General features: G+C 57.6%; 10 protein-coding genes. 5 read left to right on the forward strand and 5 right to left on the reverse strand.

Features of this window, described 5'->3' with window-relative positions:
• Positions 1-265: 265 nt before the first annotated feature.
• From CJU81_RS20800 to CJU81_RS20820, 5 genes are all read right to left on the reverse strand, one after another.
• The gene (locus CJU81_RS20800) at positions 266-553 is read right to left on the reverse strand and encodes a PA4642 family protein (RefSeq protein WP_016779488.1); all 288 of its coding nucleotides are present in this window, start codon (positions 551-553) and stop codon (positions 266-268) included.
• Positions 554-604: 51 nt separating this feature from the next.
• Positions 605-1,099, reverse strand: coding sequence for a hypothetical protein (locus tag CJU81_RS20805; RefSeq protein ID WP_095005057.1), 495 nt, complete (start codon positions 1,097-1,099; stop codon positions 605-607).
• A 55-nt stretch (positions 1,100-1,154) separates the two neighbouring features.
• Positions 1,155-2,870: an ABC transporter ATP-binding protein/permease gene (locus CJU81_RS20810; protein ID WP_095038074.1), complete on the reverse strand. Its 1,716-nt coding sequence runs from the start codon at positions 2,868-2,870 to the stop codon at positions 1,155-1,157.
• A 141-nt stretch (positions 2,871-3,011) separates the two neighbouring features.
• Positions 3,012-3,572 carry a response regulator transcription factor gene (locus tag CJU81_RS20815; protein ID WP_016779485.1) on the reverse strand — a complete coding sequence of 187 codons (561 nt, stop codon included), beginning with the start codon at positions 3,570-3,572 and terminating at the stop codon, positions 3,012-3,014.
• Complete coding sequence (locus CJU81_RS20820; RefSeq protein WP_088378983.1) at positions 3,565-4,827, reverse strand: ATP-binding protein; 1,263 nt, start codon at positions 4,825-4,827, stop codon at positions 3,565-3,567. The genes CJU81_RS20815 and CJU81_RS20820 overlap by 8 nt, the downstream gene beginning before the upstream one ends.
• A gap of 384 nt (positions 4,828-5,211) precedes the next feature.
• On the opposite strand from CJU81_RS20820, the gene CJU81_RS20825 reads away from it, so the two are divergent.
• The 5 genes from CJU81_RS20825 to CJU81_RS20845 all read left to right on the forward strand — a co-directional run bounded on the left by CJU81_RS20825 (position 5,212) and on the right by CJU81_RS20845 (position 13,187).
• A complete protein-coding gene (locus tag CJU81_RS20825; protein ID WP_095038075.1) occupies positions 5,212-5,928 on the forward strand; it encodes an SIMPL domain-containing protein in 717 nt (238 codons plus the stop codon).
• Positions 5,929-6,335: 407 nt separating this feature from the next.
• The gene (locus CJU81_RS20830) at positions 6,336-7,961 is read left to right on the forward strand and encodes an ABC transporter substrate-binding protein (protein WP_095038076.1); all 1,626 of its coding nucleotides are present in this window, start codon (positions 6,336-6,338) and stop codon (positions 7,959-7,961) included.
• A gap of 298 nt (positions 7,962-8,259) precedes the next feature.
• Positions 8,260-9,858 (forward strand): ABC transporter substrate-binding protein, encoded by a 1,599-nt coding sequence (locus CJU81_RS20835; RefSeq protein ID WP_095038077.1) that lies wholly within the window; start codon positions 8,260-8,262, stop codon positions 9,856-9,858.
• Positions 9,859-10,139: 281 nt separating this feature from the next.
• Positions 10,140-11,504 (forward strand): OprD family porin, encoded by a 1,365-nt coding sequence (locus CJU81_RS20840; RefSeq protein ID WP_095038078.1) that lies wholly within the window; start codon positions 10,140-10,142, stop codon positions 11,502-11,504.
• Positions 11,505-11,591: 87 nt separating this feature from the next.
• The gene (locus CJU81_RS20845) at positions 11,592-13,187 is read left to right on the forward strand and encodes an ABC transporter substrate-binding protein (RefSeq protein WP_095038079.1); all 1,596 of its coding nucleotides are present in this window, start codon (positions 11,592-11,594) and stop codon (positions 13,185-13,187) included.
• The last annotated feature ends 37 nt before the right edge of the window (positions 13,188-13,224 follow it).

Here is a 13,224-nt window from a genome sequence, read left to right on the forward strand (position 1 = left end):
TGCGCCTTTTGCCCGTATCCATTGATTCCTCCTGAAAATAGGTCAGAAGGTGTAAACCTTATTCAGGACGGGACACCTGATTCGGGGCACTGCAAAGGATGGCAAACCTTCATCCCGTAGTCACTGACGAGCGCAGCGATGCTGCGATCTCCGTCAAAGCCGCAGTAAACAGTGTTTCAGGCAACTGCGCACTCAGGTTGCACGACGGCTACGCCGACGATCGCAGCCTCGCTCCGCTCGTCAGCGACTACACGTCATTGCTTAGTCAACCGCGAGCCTGGTCGATCAGCTCGATGTACTCGTCAGCATTGCGCTGGTCCTTGATGATGTCCACGAATGTCTGACCCTGTTCGTCTTTGCCATCCAGGTCGTAGCCGGCTTCCTTGAAGAAAGTCAGGAAGCGCCCGAAGTCATCGATGCGCAGGCCACGGTAAGCCTTGATCAGTTTGTGCAGCGACGGCGAAGTGGCGTCCACGGGCTCAAAGTCCAGGAACAACTTGATCTGCTCGTCGCCAATTTCATCACCAATCAACTGCTTCTTGTCTTTACGCATATCCGGCTCCAGCCTGCTGATACGTCACGGGGCCCGCAGTTTACCCAAGGCTTATCGTGCGCGCACGCTGCCGGTGTGCAAGTCGGCCCAAATATGGCCATTGGCATAGGTCAAAAATTGTACATAAAGCGTGTCGTTGCGCAGCAAATCAATCACAACCCGATATTGGCTCTGTGGATAAGACAGGCTCAGGGTTCGCGTCTTGCTGTCAAAAGCCGGCTTTTTCAGGCTTTTGCTTTCACCATCGAACGAAATCAGCACCTGGCGCACCGTCGCACCCTGGCTCATCGGCTTGCCCTTGAGGCGAACCAGCAAGGGCGACGTGACCGGGATCGGCTGCTGGTTGGACTGACGCTGGCTACCCACCACCACCGAATACGAGGTTACCAGCATCAGTTGTTGCTGCTCGGGCACCTCGCTACGCAGTTGCAGGTCATCGGCAGGCAGAAACTGCCCATGCAACAACGGCGTAGCAACAGGTGCCGCCGCCAGAGGCAGGCTGGCCAGTAGCAGGCTCAGCGCAGCACTGCGAAAAAGAAGGCTCATATCAGGTTCCAGAAAGCGGGAAGCAGCACTCTAGCATGATGCTTGCCCGCCTCTTCTACTGCGCAACCAGTTGCCCCTCAACGATCCGCACATGCTGAGGATGAAAGCGCGCAAGGCTGCTGCGATGGCCCACGCTGACAATGCTCAAGCCCGGCAGTTGATCGATCAGGGCCTGGTACACCATGGCCTCGTCTTCCTCATCCATTGCCGAGGTCGATTCGTCCATATACAGCCATTGCGGGCGATACAGCAGCGCCCGGGCAAAAGCCAGGCGCTGCTGCTCACCACCCGACAACAGCCGTTGCCAGTGGTTAACCTCGTCGAGTTTGGGGATCAGATGCTCCAGGCGGCAAGTGTGCAGCACCTGTTCATAACGTTCCGGCGCGTAGGTATCACCGCTCTGTGGATAACTCAGGGCATCACGCAGGGTGCCGATGGGCAAGTAGGGTTTTTGCGGCAAAAACAGCGCACGCTCACGCGGTAAACGAATCGCCCCGCCACCCTGCGGCCACAAGCCACCCATCGCCCTGAGCAAGGTGCTTTTACCACTGCCGGAGCGACCGCTGAGCATCAGCCGCTCACCCTCCAGCACCTGCAAACTGGCGCCCTGCAACAGCGGCCGACCATCGGCCAGATCCAGGCTCAGGTCATTGATCTGCAACTCTTTGCCCTGCTGCTGTACATCAATCGCCGGCAAACGCTGCTCGTTGTCGGTCATGGCCTGACGAAAGCTCAGCAGACGATCGCAGGTGGCACGCCATGCAGCCAGGGTCACGTAGGCATCGATAAACCAGCTGAAGTTTTCTTGCACATTGCTGAAGGCCGAGTTGATTTGCATCAGCTCGCCCAGCTCGATCTTGCCGGAAAAGTACCGCGGCGCAGCCACGATAAACGGAAAGATAATGGCAATCTGCGAGTATCCGGCAGTGAAAAACGTCAGGCGTTTTTGTACCTTCATTTGCGTCCAGAAGTTTTTCCAGACCTTGTTGAAACGCGTGCTCAGCCGCTCATGCTCATTGGCTTCGCCGTTGTACAAGGCAATGCTTTCCGCATTTTCGCGCACCCGCACCATCGAGAAACGCAAGTCAGCTTCGAAGCGCTGTTGCTGGTTGCTCAGGCCAATCAACCGTCGGCCAATCAAGTGGGCCAACCAGCTACCCACGGCGGCGTACAACAGCGCGCACCAGAACATGTAACCGGGGATGGTGATGCCAAAGACTTCAATGCTGCCCGATACACCCCACAGGATGATCGAAAACGACACCAGACTGACCACGTTGCGGATCAACCCCAGGCCCAGGGTGAGCGTGCTGTCGGTGAACGAGTTGATATCTTCACTGATGCGCTGGTCAGGGTTGTCGGTATAACCGCCCTGCTCCAACTGGTAGTAGTTTTTGTGCGCCAGCCAGCGGGCAAAGTGCTGTTCAGTCAGCCAGCGACGCCAGCGGATGGTCAGCATCTGGGTCAAATAGAGGCGATACACCGCACCGACAATACCCGCCGCGGCAATGATGCCGAAGTAGCCGATCAGGCTCCAGAACGCCTTGGCATCCTTGTTTTCCAGCGCGTTGTAGAAGTCCTTGTACCAGTGGTTGATCCACACCGAGATGCCCACGCTGACCAGCGACAAGGCGACAACGGCGACCAGCAGCAACCACGCCTTGGCGCGTTCTTCACTGCGCCAGTAAGGGGTTATGAGGCGCCAGACCCGAGGGATGAAATTCCCACGCACAGCATCATTCACGACAGAAGGCTCAGCGTTCTGATTCATCGTTCAGGCTCGTTGGGAGTAAAGAGCAACCTGCAAGCCGGTCAGGACGACCGGCCCACGACGCTGGGACACGTCTTGTTACAGGTTAGAAGCTGTAGCCGTCAGCATGCAAGGTGCATTGCATGCGCCTACAGCTCCCGTTCAGCGTCGTACCGGACGCTTCTGCAATTTGCGCTGCAAGGTTCGGCGGTGCATGCCCAGGGCGCGGGCTGTGGCCGAAATATTGCCTTCATGCTCACCCAGCACGCGCTGGATATGTTCCCACTGCAGACGGTCAACCGACATCGGGTTATCCGGCACCAGGGTTTCGAGGTCGGCATGCTGGGACAGCAAGGCGGCGAGCACGTCATCCGCGTCCGCCGGCTTGCACAGGTAATTGCAGGCACCGCGCTTGATCGCTTCGACAGCGGTGGCGATGCTCGAATAACCAGTGAGGATCACCACGCGCATTTCCGGGTCGAGTTCCAGCAGCTTGGGCAGCAGGACCAGGCCGGAATCGCCGTCCATTTTCAGATCCAGCGCGGCAAAATCAGGCAGATCCTGTTGTGCCAGGATCAGCCCCTCTTCGGCGGAACCTGCCGTGCTCACGCGAAAACCGCGGCGACTCATGGCGCGAGCCATCACGCGGGTAAAAGTGGCGTCGTCATCTACCAACAACAAATGCGGCAGTTCTTCGCCTTCGACCTGAATTTCTTCACTCATTTTCATTTCCTCGGGCGACACGTGGCAGGCGCAGCTCAGTGAGCGTACCGCCATCCTCATGACTGTAGAGTTTTACCGAGCCGCCAGCGCGGGTCACGCTGGCCTTGCTCAAGAATAGGCCCAGACCGAAGCCTTTGCCCTTGGTAGTAAAAAAGGGTTTGCCGATTTGCTCGGCGATGGCCAACGGTACACCCGGACCGTGGTCACGGATACTGATGGTCAGATCAACCGCATCCCAGTCCACTGTCACTTCCAGCCCTTCCGGGCAAGCATCGGCGGCATTGTTGAGCAGGTTGAGCAGCGCCTGGGTCAAATCCGGTGGCGGCGCAAGGCGCGGTACCGGCGCGTGGCCCAGGCACTGGAAGCGATAGGTGGCTTCGGGGCGCATCAAATGCCAGCGGTTCAGGGCTTCATCCAGCCATTGCGTGACGTCCTGAACTTCAATCGCCAGCCGACGGTTGGCCTCGGCGGCACGCACCAGTTGCTGCAGGGTTTCCTTGCACAGCTTGACCTGATCCTGCAGCACGCTCAGATCGTCCTGCAATTCGGGATCAAGGTGATCGCGGCGCATCTCCTTGAGCAACACGCTCATGGTCGACAGCGGCGTGCCCAGTTCATGGGCGGCACCGGCCGCCTGCGTGGCCACGGCCAGCAATTGCTGGTCGCGCAGGCCCTCTTCACGGCGCAGGGCGCGCAGTTCTTCCTGGCGGCGCAGTTCTTCACCCATTTTGGCAGCAAAGAACGTGATCACTGCCGCAGACAGGGCAAAACTCAACCACATGCCATAAATCTGCAGCTTTTCGCGGAAGAACGGCACCGTATCTATCGGGAAGGACTGCGACAGCAACAAGGTGTAAAGCGCCAGCGCAATCCCGGTCAACACCAGCGAATAGCGCCACGGCAGCGTCACTGCGGCGATGGTCAGCGGCACCAGGTAATACGACACGAACGGGTTGGCCGAGCCACCCGAAAAGTACAGCAGGGCACTGTGGATAAACAGGTCGCAGGCCAGTTGCAGAGCGTATTCCAGCTCGGTGACCGGCCAGGTGGTGCGTAACCGGATTGCGGTAAACGCGCACAACAGCATGGAAAACCCGAGGGTGATACTCAGCTGGAACCAGGGTAGCGGCAGCAGGTTGAACAGATAGGCAAAGCCCACTGAACCCGCTTGCGCGGCCAGCACCAACATGCGGATAAACGTAAGACGCCAGAGGTTCTGGCGAGTCGCGGACAATAACTGAACGGGGGCGAGCATGAGCTCTCCTGATGAGCGCTCCAGGCGGATCACCGGGAGTATAACCAAGCAGGCGGCCTGACAGGCAAAAGTGCGGCAAAGAGCCACAGTGTTTTTTGTGAAAAAAGGACTAGCTGTCTGCAATGCGTAGTCACTGAGGAGCGCAGCGAGGCTGCGATCGGCTGCGCAGCAGTCGTCAAGACAGGGCATCCGGTATTTCAGGCAAGTCTTGCGTTCAGATTCTGCGACCGCAACGCAGCCTCGCTACGCTCCTCAACGACTACAGGTCAGTACCCGCGCCAATAAAATATGGCCAGTGCAAATGTATCGAAAATGTAATTGGGCGAACTGATGGCCACTTACTAGAGTCTTATTGCCATTGCTGTCCTCATTCAAGGAGCTCCCATGTCCCATTTCCAACGCACCGCTGCCCTTTTGACCCTGAGCATCGGCGCACTTGCCAGCCTGCCGGCCCTGGCTGACGACATTCATTACAACCAGATTTCCCTGCGCGCCGAAGCCAGCCAGGAAGTGCCTCGCGACTTGATGATCGTGACGCTTTACACCGAAGCGCAAAACACCGACGCCGCCAAGCTGGCCGCAGAAATCACCACGTCGATGAACAAAGCCATCGGCCAGGCCAAATCCGTCAAGGAAGTCACCCTGCGCCAGGGCAATCGCAACAGCTACCCGATATACGACAACAAGACCCAGAAGATCACCGGCTGGCGTGAACGCGCAGAATTGCGCCTTGAAAGCACTGACTTTGCAGCCCTGTCCAAGCTCACCGGCGATCTGATGCAAACCCTGAAAATGGGCAGCATGCAGTTCACCGTCGCCAATGCCACGCGCAAAACCAGCGAAGACGCCCTGCTCAAGGACGCTGTCAATGCGTTCAAGGCCCGCGCCCAACTGGCCACCGACGCCTTGGGCGGCAAGGGTTACAAGATCGTCAACCTGAACCTCAACACCAACGGCTACCCGCAACCTTACATGCGCAGCGCAATGATGATGAAGGCCGCAGCCCCGGCGATGGACTCGGCGCCTACCCCTGAAGTCGAAGCCGGCACCAGTGAAGTCAGCATGAGTGCCGATGGCGTGATTGAAGTGCTGATGCAGTAAACCTGGCTTAGCCGTACAAGCCCCTGGCGCCTCCGTGCTCCAGGGGCTTTTTTATGCGACGGGAAAAAACGCCAGGCCGTCCTAGTATTAACAAGACCCCAGGCAGGTTGCCACTGATCGGCAGTCTCCTGGGTTGGGGTCTGAATAAGTAACAACGCTGACCTGAAACAGTGCAACCCGGGTTATTGAAGAAACAAAACACGTAAGAAAATGAGTAAAAAACACGCTCGCAAACGATCAAATGCGTCATAAGTTATATAAAAGCGACATTCCTGTACGATCGTTCCACATATTCAAGCTTCAACTGCTTCCAGATATTGCATTGGGTATGGGCTGTGCATAAGTATCGCCGGGTCGACTCATAAGGTCGCCCTCAAACCAAAAATGACAAAAATCATGAGGCCACCATGTTCAAACACGCGGTCATTCCGTTTTTAGTAGGCGCCAGCCTGTTGGCAAGTGCACCTTTCGCCCACGCTGCCTCCAACCTGGTGTTTTGCTCTGAAGGCAGCCCGGCAGGTTTTGACCCGGGCCAGTACACCACCGGTACTGACTTTGATGCGTCGGCCGAGACCATCTTTAACCGTCTGAGCCAGTTCGAACGTGGCGGCACCAAGGTTGAGCCCGGCCTGGCGACCAGTTGGGATGTTTCGCCGGACAACCTGACATGGACCTTCCACCTGCGTGATGGCGTCAAGTTCCACACCACGCCGTACTTCAAGCCGACCCGCGATTTCAACGCCGACGACGTGCTCTTCACGTTCAACCGCATGCTCGACAAAGACATGCCGTTCCGTAAGGCCTACCCCACCGAATTCCCTTATTTCACCGACATGGGCATGGATAAAAACATCGCCAAGGTGGAAAAAATCGATGACAAGACCGTCAAGTTCACCCTGAACTCGGTCGATGCCGCGTTTATCCAGAACATGGCGATGCACTTTGCATCCATCCAGTCCGCCGAGTACGCCGACAAACTGCTCAAGGAAGGCAAGCCTGCCGATATCAACCAGAAGCCGGTCGGCACCGGCCCGTTTGTGTTCAAGAGCTACCAGAAAGACTCGAACATCCGCTACACCGGCAACAAGGATTACTGGAAGCCTGAAGACGTCAAGATCGACAACCTGATCTTCGCCATCACCACTGACCCCTCGGTACGCGTCCAGAAGCTCAAGAAGAACGAGTGCCAGGTCACCCTCTTCCCGCGTCCGGCCGACCTCAAGGCCCTGAATGACGACCCGAATCTGAAGATGCCCCATCAAGCGGGCTTCAACCTCGGTTACATCGCCTACAACGTGATGGACAAGATCAAGGGCAGCAACGAGCCAAACCCGATGTCCCAGCTCAAGGTCCGCCAGGCCCTGGACATGTCGGTGAACAAACAGCAGATCATCGATTCGGTCTACCAGGGCGCCGGCCAACTGGCCGTGGGTGCCATGCCGCCGACCCAGTGGTCCTATGACACCAGCATCAAGGACGCACCTTTCGACCCGGAAAAAGCCAAGCAACTGCTCAAGGAAGCCGGGATCAAGGAAGGTACCGAGATCGTGCTGTGGGCCATGCCGGTACAACGCCCGTACAACCCCAATGCCAGGCTGATGGCTGAAATGATCCAGTCGGACTGGAGCAAGATCGGCATCAAGGCCAAGATCACCAGCTACGAATGGGGCGAATACATCAAACGCTCCAAAGGCGGCGAAAACGGCGCGATGCTGATTGGCTGGAGCGGCGACAACGGTGACCCGGACAACTGGCTCGGCACCCTGTTTGGCTGCGACTCGCTGGAAGGCAACAACTTCTCCAAATGGTGCGACCCGGAGTTCGACAAACTGGTCAAAGCCGCCAAGGCCACCACTGATATTGCAGAGCGCACAAAACTGTACCAACAGGCGCAGCAACGACTCAAAAGCCAGGTTCCGATGACACCTATCGCACACTCGACGGTGTATCAACCGATGCGCAAAAACGTAGAAGATTTCAAGATCAGCCCGTTTGGCCTGAACTCCTTCTACGGCGTCAGCGTCGGCAAATAACAAGGACCGGTGAATGCGGCTACAAAGCTGCATTCACTTATCTACCAGGACGGTGGAAATCACCTACAGCCTATAGCCACTTCTGACTACATCAGAGGCTATAGGACGCCAAGACAATTCCTACAAGGTTGTCGGATCCCGCGTATTTACTGCTGAACGCCGGCTACTTAACGTCGACCTCCAGCCAGTCTATAGCCGCGGGTGGGCACCGTAGCTGATGAAATCGACGCCCTGAACCGTACGCCTTCGATCAAGGCGCGTTCAGGACTCAAAAACAAGAAGAAGGATAGGGAACGCCATGCGCAACCCTCTGGTTTTATCTGTACTTATCAGCGCCGGCGTACTTGCCGGCAGCCCGCTCGCCAGTGCTGCCAACAGCCTGGTGTTTTGCTCCGAAGGCAGCCCGGCCGGTTTTGATACCGCGCAATACACCACCGCCACCGACAACGATGCGTCCGAGCCGATTTACAACCGCCTCGCCGAATTTGAAAAGGGCGGCACCGCTGCCGTCCCGGCCCTGGCGACGAGCTGGGATGTTTCCGAAGACGGCCTGACCTGGACGTTCCATCTGCGTGACGGGGTCAAATTCCACACCACCAAATGGTTCACCCCGACCCGTAACTTCAACGCCGATGACGTGCTCTTCACGTTCAACCGCATGCTCAACCCCGAACACCCGTTCCGCAAGGCCTACCCGACCGAGTTCCCGTACTTCACCGGGATGAGCCTGGACAAGAACATCGCCAGCGTCGAAAAAACCGACCCGATGACCGTGGTCATGAAGCTCAACACGGTGGACGCCGCCTTTATCCAGAACCTGGCCATGAGCTTTGCCGCGATCCTGTCGGCCGAGTACGCCGACCAGTTGCTCAAGACCGGCAAGCCCAGCGATATCAACCAGAAACCCGTCGGCACCGGCCCGTACGTGTTCCAGCGCTACCAAAAAGACTCCAACATTCGCTATGCCGCCAACAAGGACTACTGGGACCCGAGCCAGGTCAAACTCGACAACCTGATTTTCTCGATCAGTGTCGATGCCTCGGCGCGCATGCAAAAGCTGCGTAAAAACGAGTGCCAGGTCTCGCTGAACCCGCGGCCTGCAGACGTTGCCGGGCTCAAGGCCGACCCGAAGTTGCAGGTTATCGAAAAGCCCGGTTTCAACCTCGGTTACATCGCCTACAACGTGCAACACAAACCCTTTGACCAGCTGCAAGTGCGCCAGGCACTGGACATGGCGGTCAACAAGGACGAGATCCTCAAGGCTGTATACCAGGGCGCAGGCCAGAAAGCCGTCAACGCCATGCCGCCGACCCAATGGTCCTACGACGAGACCATTACCGACGCCCCCTACAACCCCGAAAAAGCCAAGGAGCTGCTCAAGGCCGCAGGGGTCAAGGACGGCACCGAAATCACCCTGTGGGCCATGCCCGTACAGCGGCCTTACAACCCGAACGCCAAGCTCATGGCCGAAATGCTGCAATCGGACTGGGCCAAAATCGGCCTCAAGGTCAAGATCGTCAGCTATGAATGGGGCGAGTACATCAAACGCACCAAAAATGGCGAACACGACATCAGCCTGATCGGCTGGACCGGCGACAACGGTGACCCGGACAACTGGCTCGGCACCCTTTACAGCTGCGACGCAATCGGCGGCAACAACTACTCCATGTGGTGCAACAAGGAGTACGACACCCTGGTCAAGAATGCCAAGGTCGTGACCGATCGCGACCAGCGCACAGTGCTCTATAAACAGGCCCAGCAGTTGCTCAAGCAACAGGTGCCGATCACCCCTATTGCGCACTCTACGGTCAACCAGCCGCTGAGCGCCAAGGTCGAAGGTTTCACGGTCAGCCCCTTTGGCCGTAATGCCTTCTCAGGTGTCAGCCTCAAGGACTGAGTACTCCAATAGAACAGTGCCACTGTGGGAGCGAGCCTGCTCGCGAAGTCCTCAAGAGCAGCGCGTTATCGCTAACGATCTTCGCGAGCAGGCTCGCTCCCACAACACATACCAAAAACACCACAAGCTGCATCAACAGGCCACTTTTCAGGTGGCCCGCAGAAACTTCGCCAATCGTGTTTCAGGCAAACGTTTGCAATGCTTTAAATCGCTTCACAACAGCCGAGTCAACACAAAAAAGACCGGCCATAAAAAGAAGAAACCAAAGAGGAGCCTCAACCATGAAACTCACCAGCAGCGCGTTATTGGCCTTGTCCATCAGCAGCATCACCGCGATGGCCAATGCCGATGAATTTATGCCAACCGAATTGAAAGCCTCCAGTGCTCAAAGCGAGACCAAGGGCTTTATCGAAGACCAGACCCTGGGCGGCACTACCCGCAACTGGTACGCCAACGAACTCAAGCGTCGCGATGACCGCTTCAGCTACAACAACCACGGCACCCGTGAGTCCACTCCGCGCAGGATCAACTGGGTGCAGGGCACCATTCTCGACTACAAGTCGGGCTTCACTGAAGGCACCGTCGGTTTCAGCACCCAGGTAGCGGCGTACAACGCCGTAGCACTGGATCGCGACGCCAAGGACATCGCAGGGCCAAACAACCGCACCCTGACCCACAGTGACGGCGACGCAGTCGGCCAGTGGAGCAAGCTGGGCCTGGCCAACCTCAGCGCCCGCATCTCCAACACCACGCTGACCGTAGGCCGACAGAACTTCAGCAGCCCGACCATCGACGTGATCGGAAACCGCGCACTGCCTTCCAGCTTTCAAGGGGTGGGCCTGCACAGTGAAGAGTTCAACAACCTGTCGTTCGATGCAGGCTCCTTTGACCGCGTGTCCCCGCGTACCGAGTCGAGCCTGAGTAAGTTTCGCAGCGAATACGGCGCAACCGGGGTTGAAACCGATCGCGCCAGCGTCGCCGGCCTCAACTACCAGCCGCTCAAAAGCCTGAAGACCACGCTGTACGCCACCCACGTTGAAGACTTCTGGAATCAGTACTACTTCGGCGCCGTACACGACATGGGCGACAGCGCCACACTGGCCCTGAATACCAACTTCAACTACTACAAGACCCTGGACACCGGCAGCAAGGCCCTGGGCAACATCAACAACGATGCCTACAGCCTGGCCTTCGCCCTGAATCATCAGGCTCACACGGTCAGCCTGTCATTCCAGCAGATCGTCGGCGACGAATACTTCGACTACCTGCACGAAACCAACGGCATCTACCTGGCCAACTCCCTGCTCTCGGACTTCAACGGCCCGAACGAGAAATCCCTGCAACTGGCCTACAGCATCAACATGGCGCAGTACGGTATTCCAGGCCTCAAGTTCAACGCCTACCACGCTCGCGGTTGGGATATCGACGGCACCAAGTACACGGGCACCGCCTACGACGTGAAGAACATGGACGGCGAAACCCATTACGAGTACAGCGTTGGCACGTCCTATGCAATCCAGAGTGGCCCGCTGAAAGCCACCGCGATTCGCGCGACTTACACCACGCACCGCGCCAGCAAAAACCAGTCTGACGGCAACATCAACGAGTTCCGCCTGGTGACCACCATCCCGTTCAACATTCTGTAAAAAACTGCTCAAACCCGAAGACAGCGGCTGATTCGACGAATCAGCCGCTGTCGTTATGCTGGCTCACCCGATTTGGAGAGGGTTGCTATGAAGAGACTTCCATTACGCACCGCCCTGGCCGCGGCACTGCTCAGCACCGCTGTCAGTGTGAGCGCGAAAAACCTGGTGGTCTGCACTGAAGCCAGCCCTGAAGGGTTCGACATCGTCCAGTTCACCACTGCCGTTACCGCCGATGCGTCGGCTGAGACCATCCTCAACCGCCTGGCCGACTTTGCCCCCGGCACCACGGATGTGGAACCTGCCCTGGCCGAGCGTTGGGACATCAGCCCGGACGGGCTTGAATACACGTTTTACCTGCGCCCCGGCGTGAAGTTTCACACTACCGATTATTTCAAACCGACCCGAACCCTGAACGCCGACGACGTGGTCTGGAGTTTCCAGCGCCAGCTGGACCCGAATCACCCGTGGCACAAACTGTCGTTGGTCGGTTACCCCTATTTTGAAAGTATGGGTTTCAAGGACCTGCTCAAAAGCGTCGAGAAAGTTGACGACCTGACGGTGAAGATCACCCTCAACCACCCTGAAGCGCCGTTTCTGCGCGACGTGGCCATGCCGTTCAACTCCATCTACTCCGCCGAATACGCCGACCAGTTGCTCAAGTCCGGCAAAACCGCCGACCTCAACAACAAGCCGATCGGCACCGGGCCGTTTATTTTCGTGCGTTACAACAAGGACGCCCAGGTACGCTTCAAGGCCAACCCGGATTACTTTCGCGGCAAGCCGCCCAGCGACAACCTGATCTTCGCCATCGCCACCGACAGCAACGTGCGCCTGCAAAAACTCAAGGCCAACGAATGCCAGATCGCGCTGTATCCCAAACCCGATGACGTCAAGAACATCCGCAAAGACCCCAACCTCAAGGTCGATGAACTGTCCGCCCTGATGACCAGCTATATCTCCATGAATACCAGTCACAAGTACCTGAGCGATGTGCGCGTGCGCAAAGCCATCGACATGGCCTTTGACAAGCAGACCTATCTGAACTCCGTACACGGCGAAGGCAATGCCCTGCTTGCCATCAACCCCTATCCGCCGACCATGCTGGGCTACAACACCGACATCCAGCGGCCGCCCCGCGACCTGGACAAGGCCCGCGCGCTGCTCAAGGAAGCCGGTGTACCCGAAGGTACGGTGCTGACCCTGTTCACCCGCAATGGCGGCGGCCCGACCAACCCCAACCCGATGCTGGGTGCGCAGTTGCTGCAGTCCGACCTGGCGCAAATCGGCCTAAAGCTGGATATCCGGGTCATGGAATGGGGTGAAATGCTCAAGCGCGCCAAAAATGGCGAACATGACCTGGTATCGGCCGGCTGGGGTGGCGACAACGGCGACCCGGATAACTTCCTCACGCCGATGCTCAGCTGCGAGGCGGCCAAGAACGGCGAAAACTACTCACGCTGGTGCAACAAGGACTTCGAAGCCCTGATCACCAAGGCCCGCGGCATCACTGAACCCTCGCAACGCGCTGCGCTCTACCAACAGGCACAGGTGATTTTTAATCAGGACCAACCCTGGATCAACGTAACCCATCCTATGCTGTTTACTGCGATGCGCAAAAATGTCGAGGGCTATACCCTTAGCCCCCTGACCAACAACAACTTCGCCACAACCCAGGTGAAGTAGAACAATAAATACCCGCCGGGGTTTATCTCAACCCTGG

Source organism: Pseudomonas fragi, assembly GCF_002269505.1.
Taxonomy (GTDB): domain Bacteria; phylum Pseudomonadota; class Gammaproteobacteria; order Pseudomonadales; family Pseudomonadaceae; genus Aquipseudomonas; species Aquipseudomonas fragi_D.

Bases quoted from the DNA above. Each gene is read 5' to 3' on its own strand.
- CJU81_RS20800 (WP_016779488.1), bottom strand. From the start codon at position 553: ATGCGTAAAGACAAGAAGCAGTTGATTGGTGATGAAATTGGCGACGAG.
- CJU81_RS20805 (WP_095005057.1), bottom strand. From the start codon at position 1,099: ATGAGCCTTCTTTTTCGCAGTGCTGCGCTGAGCCTGCTACTGGCCAGC.
- CJU81_RS20810 (WP_095038074.1), bottom strand. From the start codon at position 2,870: ATGAATCAGAACGCTGAGCCTTCTGTCGTGAATGATGCTGTGCGTGGG.
- CJU81_RS20815 (WP_016779485.1), bottom strand. From the start codon at position 3,572: ATGAGTGAAGAAATTCAGGTCGAAGGCGAAGAACTGCCGCATTTGTTG.
- CJU81_RS20820 (WP_088378983.1), bottom strand. From the start codon at position 4,827: ATGCTCGCCCCCGTTCAGTTATTGTCCGCGACTCGCCAGAACCTCTGG.
- CJU81_RS20825 (WP_095038075.1), top strand. From the start codon at position 5,212: ATGTCCCATTTCCAACGCACCGCTGCCCTTTTGACCCTGAGCATCGGC.
- CJU81_RS20830 (WP_095038076.1), top strand. From the start codon at position 6,336: ATGTTCAAACACGCGGTCATTCCGTTTTTAGTAGGCGCCAGCCTGTTG.
- CJU81_RS20835 (WP_095038077.1), top strand. From the start codon at position 8,260: ATGCGCAACCCTCTGGTTTTATCTGTACTTATCAGCGCCGGCGTACTT.
- CJU81_RS20840 (WP_095038078.1), top strand. From the start codon at position 10,140: ATGAAACTCACCAGCAGCGCGTTATTGGCCTTGTCCATCAGCAGCATC.
- CJU81_RS20845 (WP_095038079.1), top strand. From the start codon at position 11,592: ATGAAGAGACTTCCATTACGCACCGCCCTGGCCGCGGCACTGCTCAGC.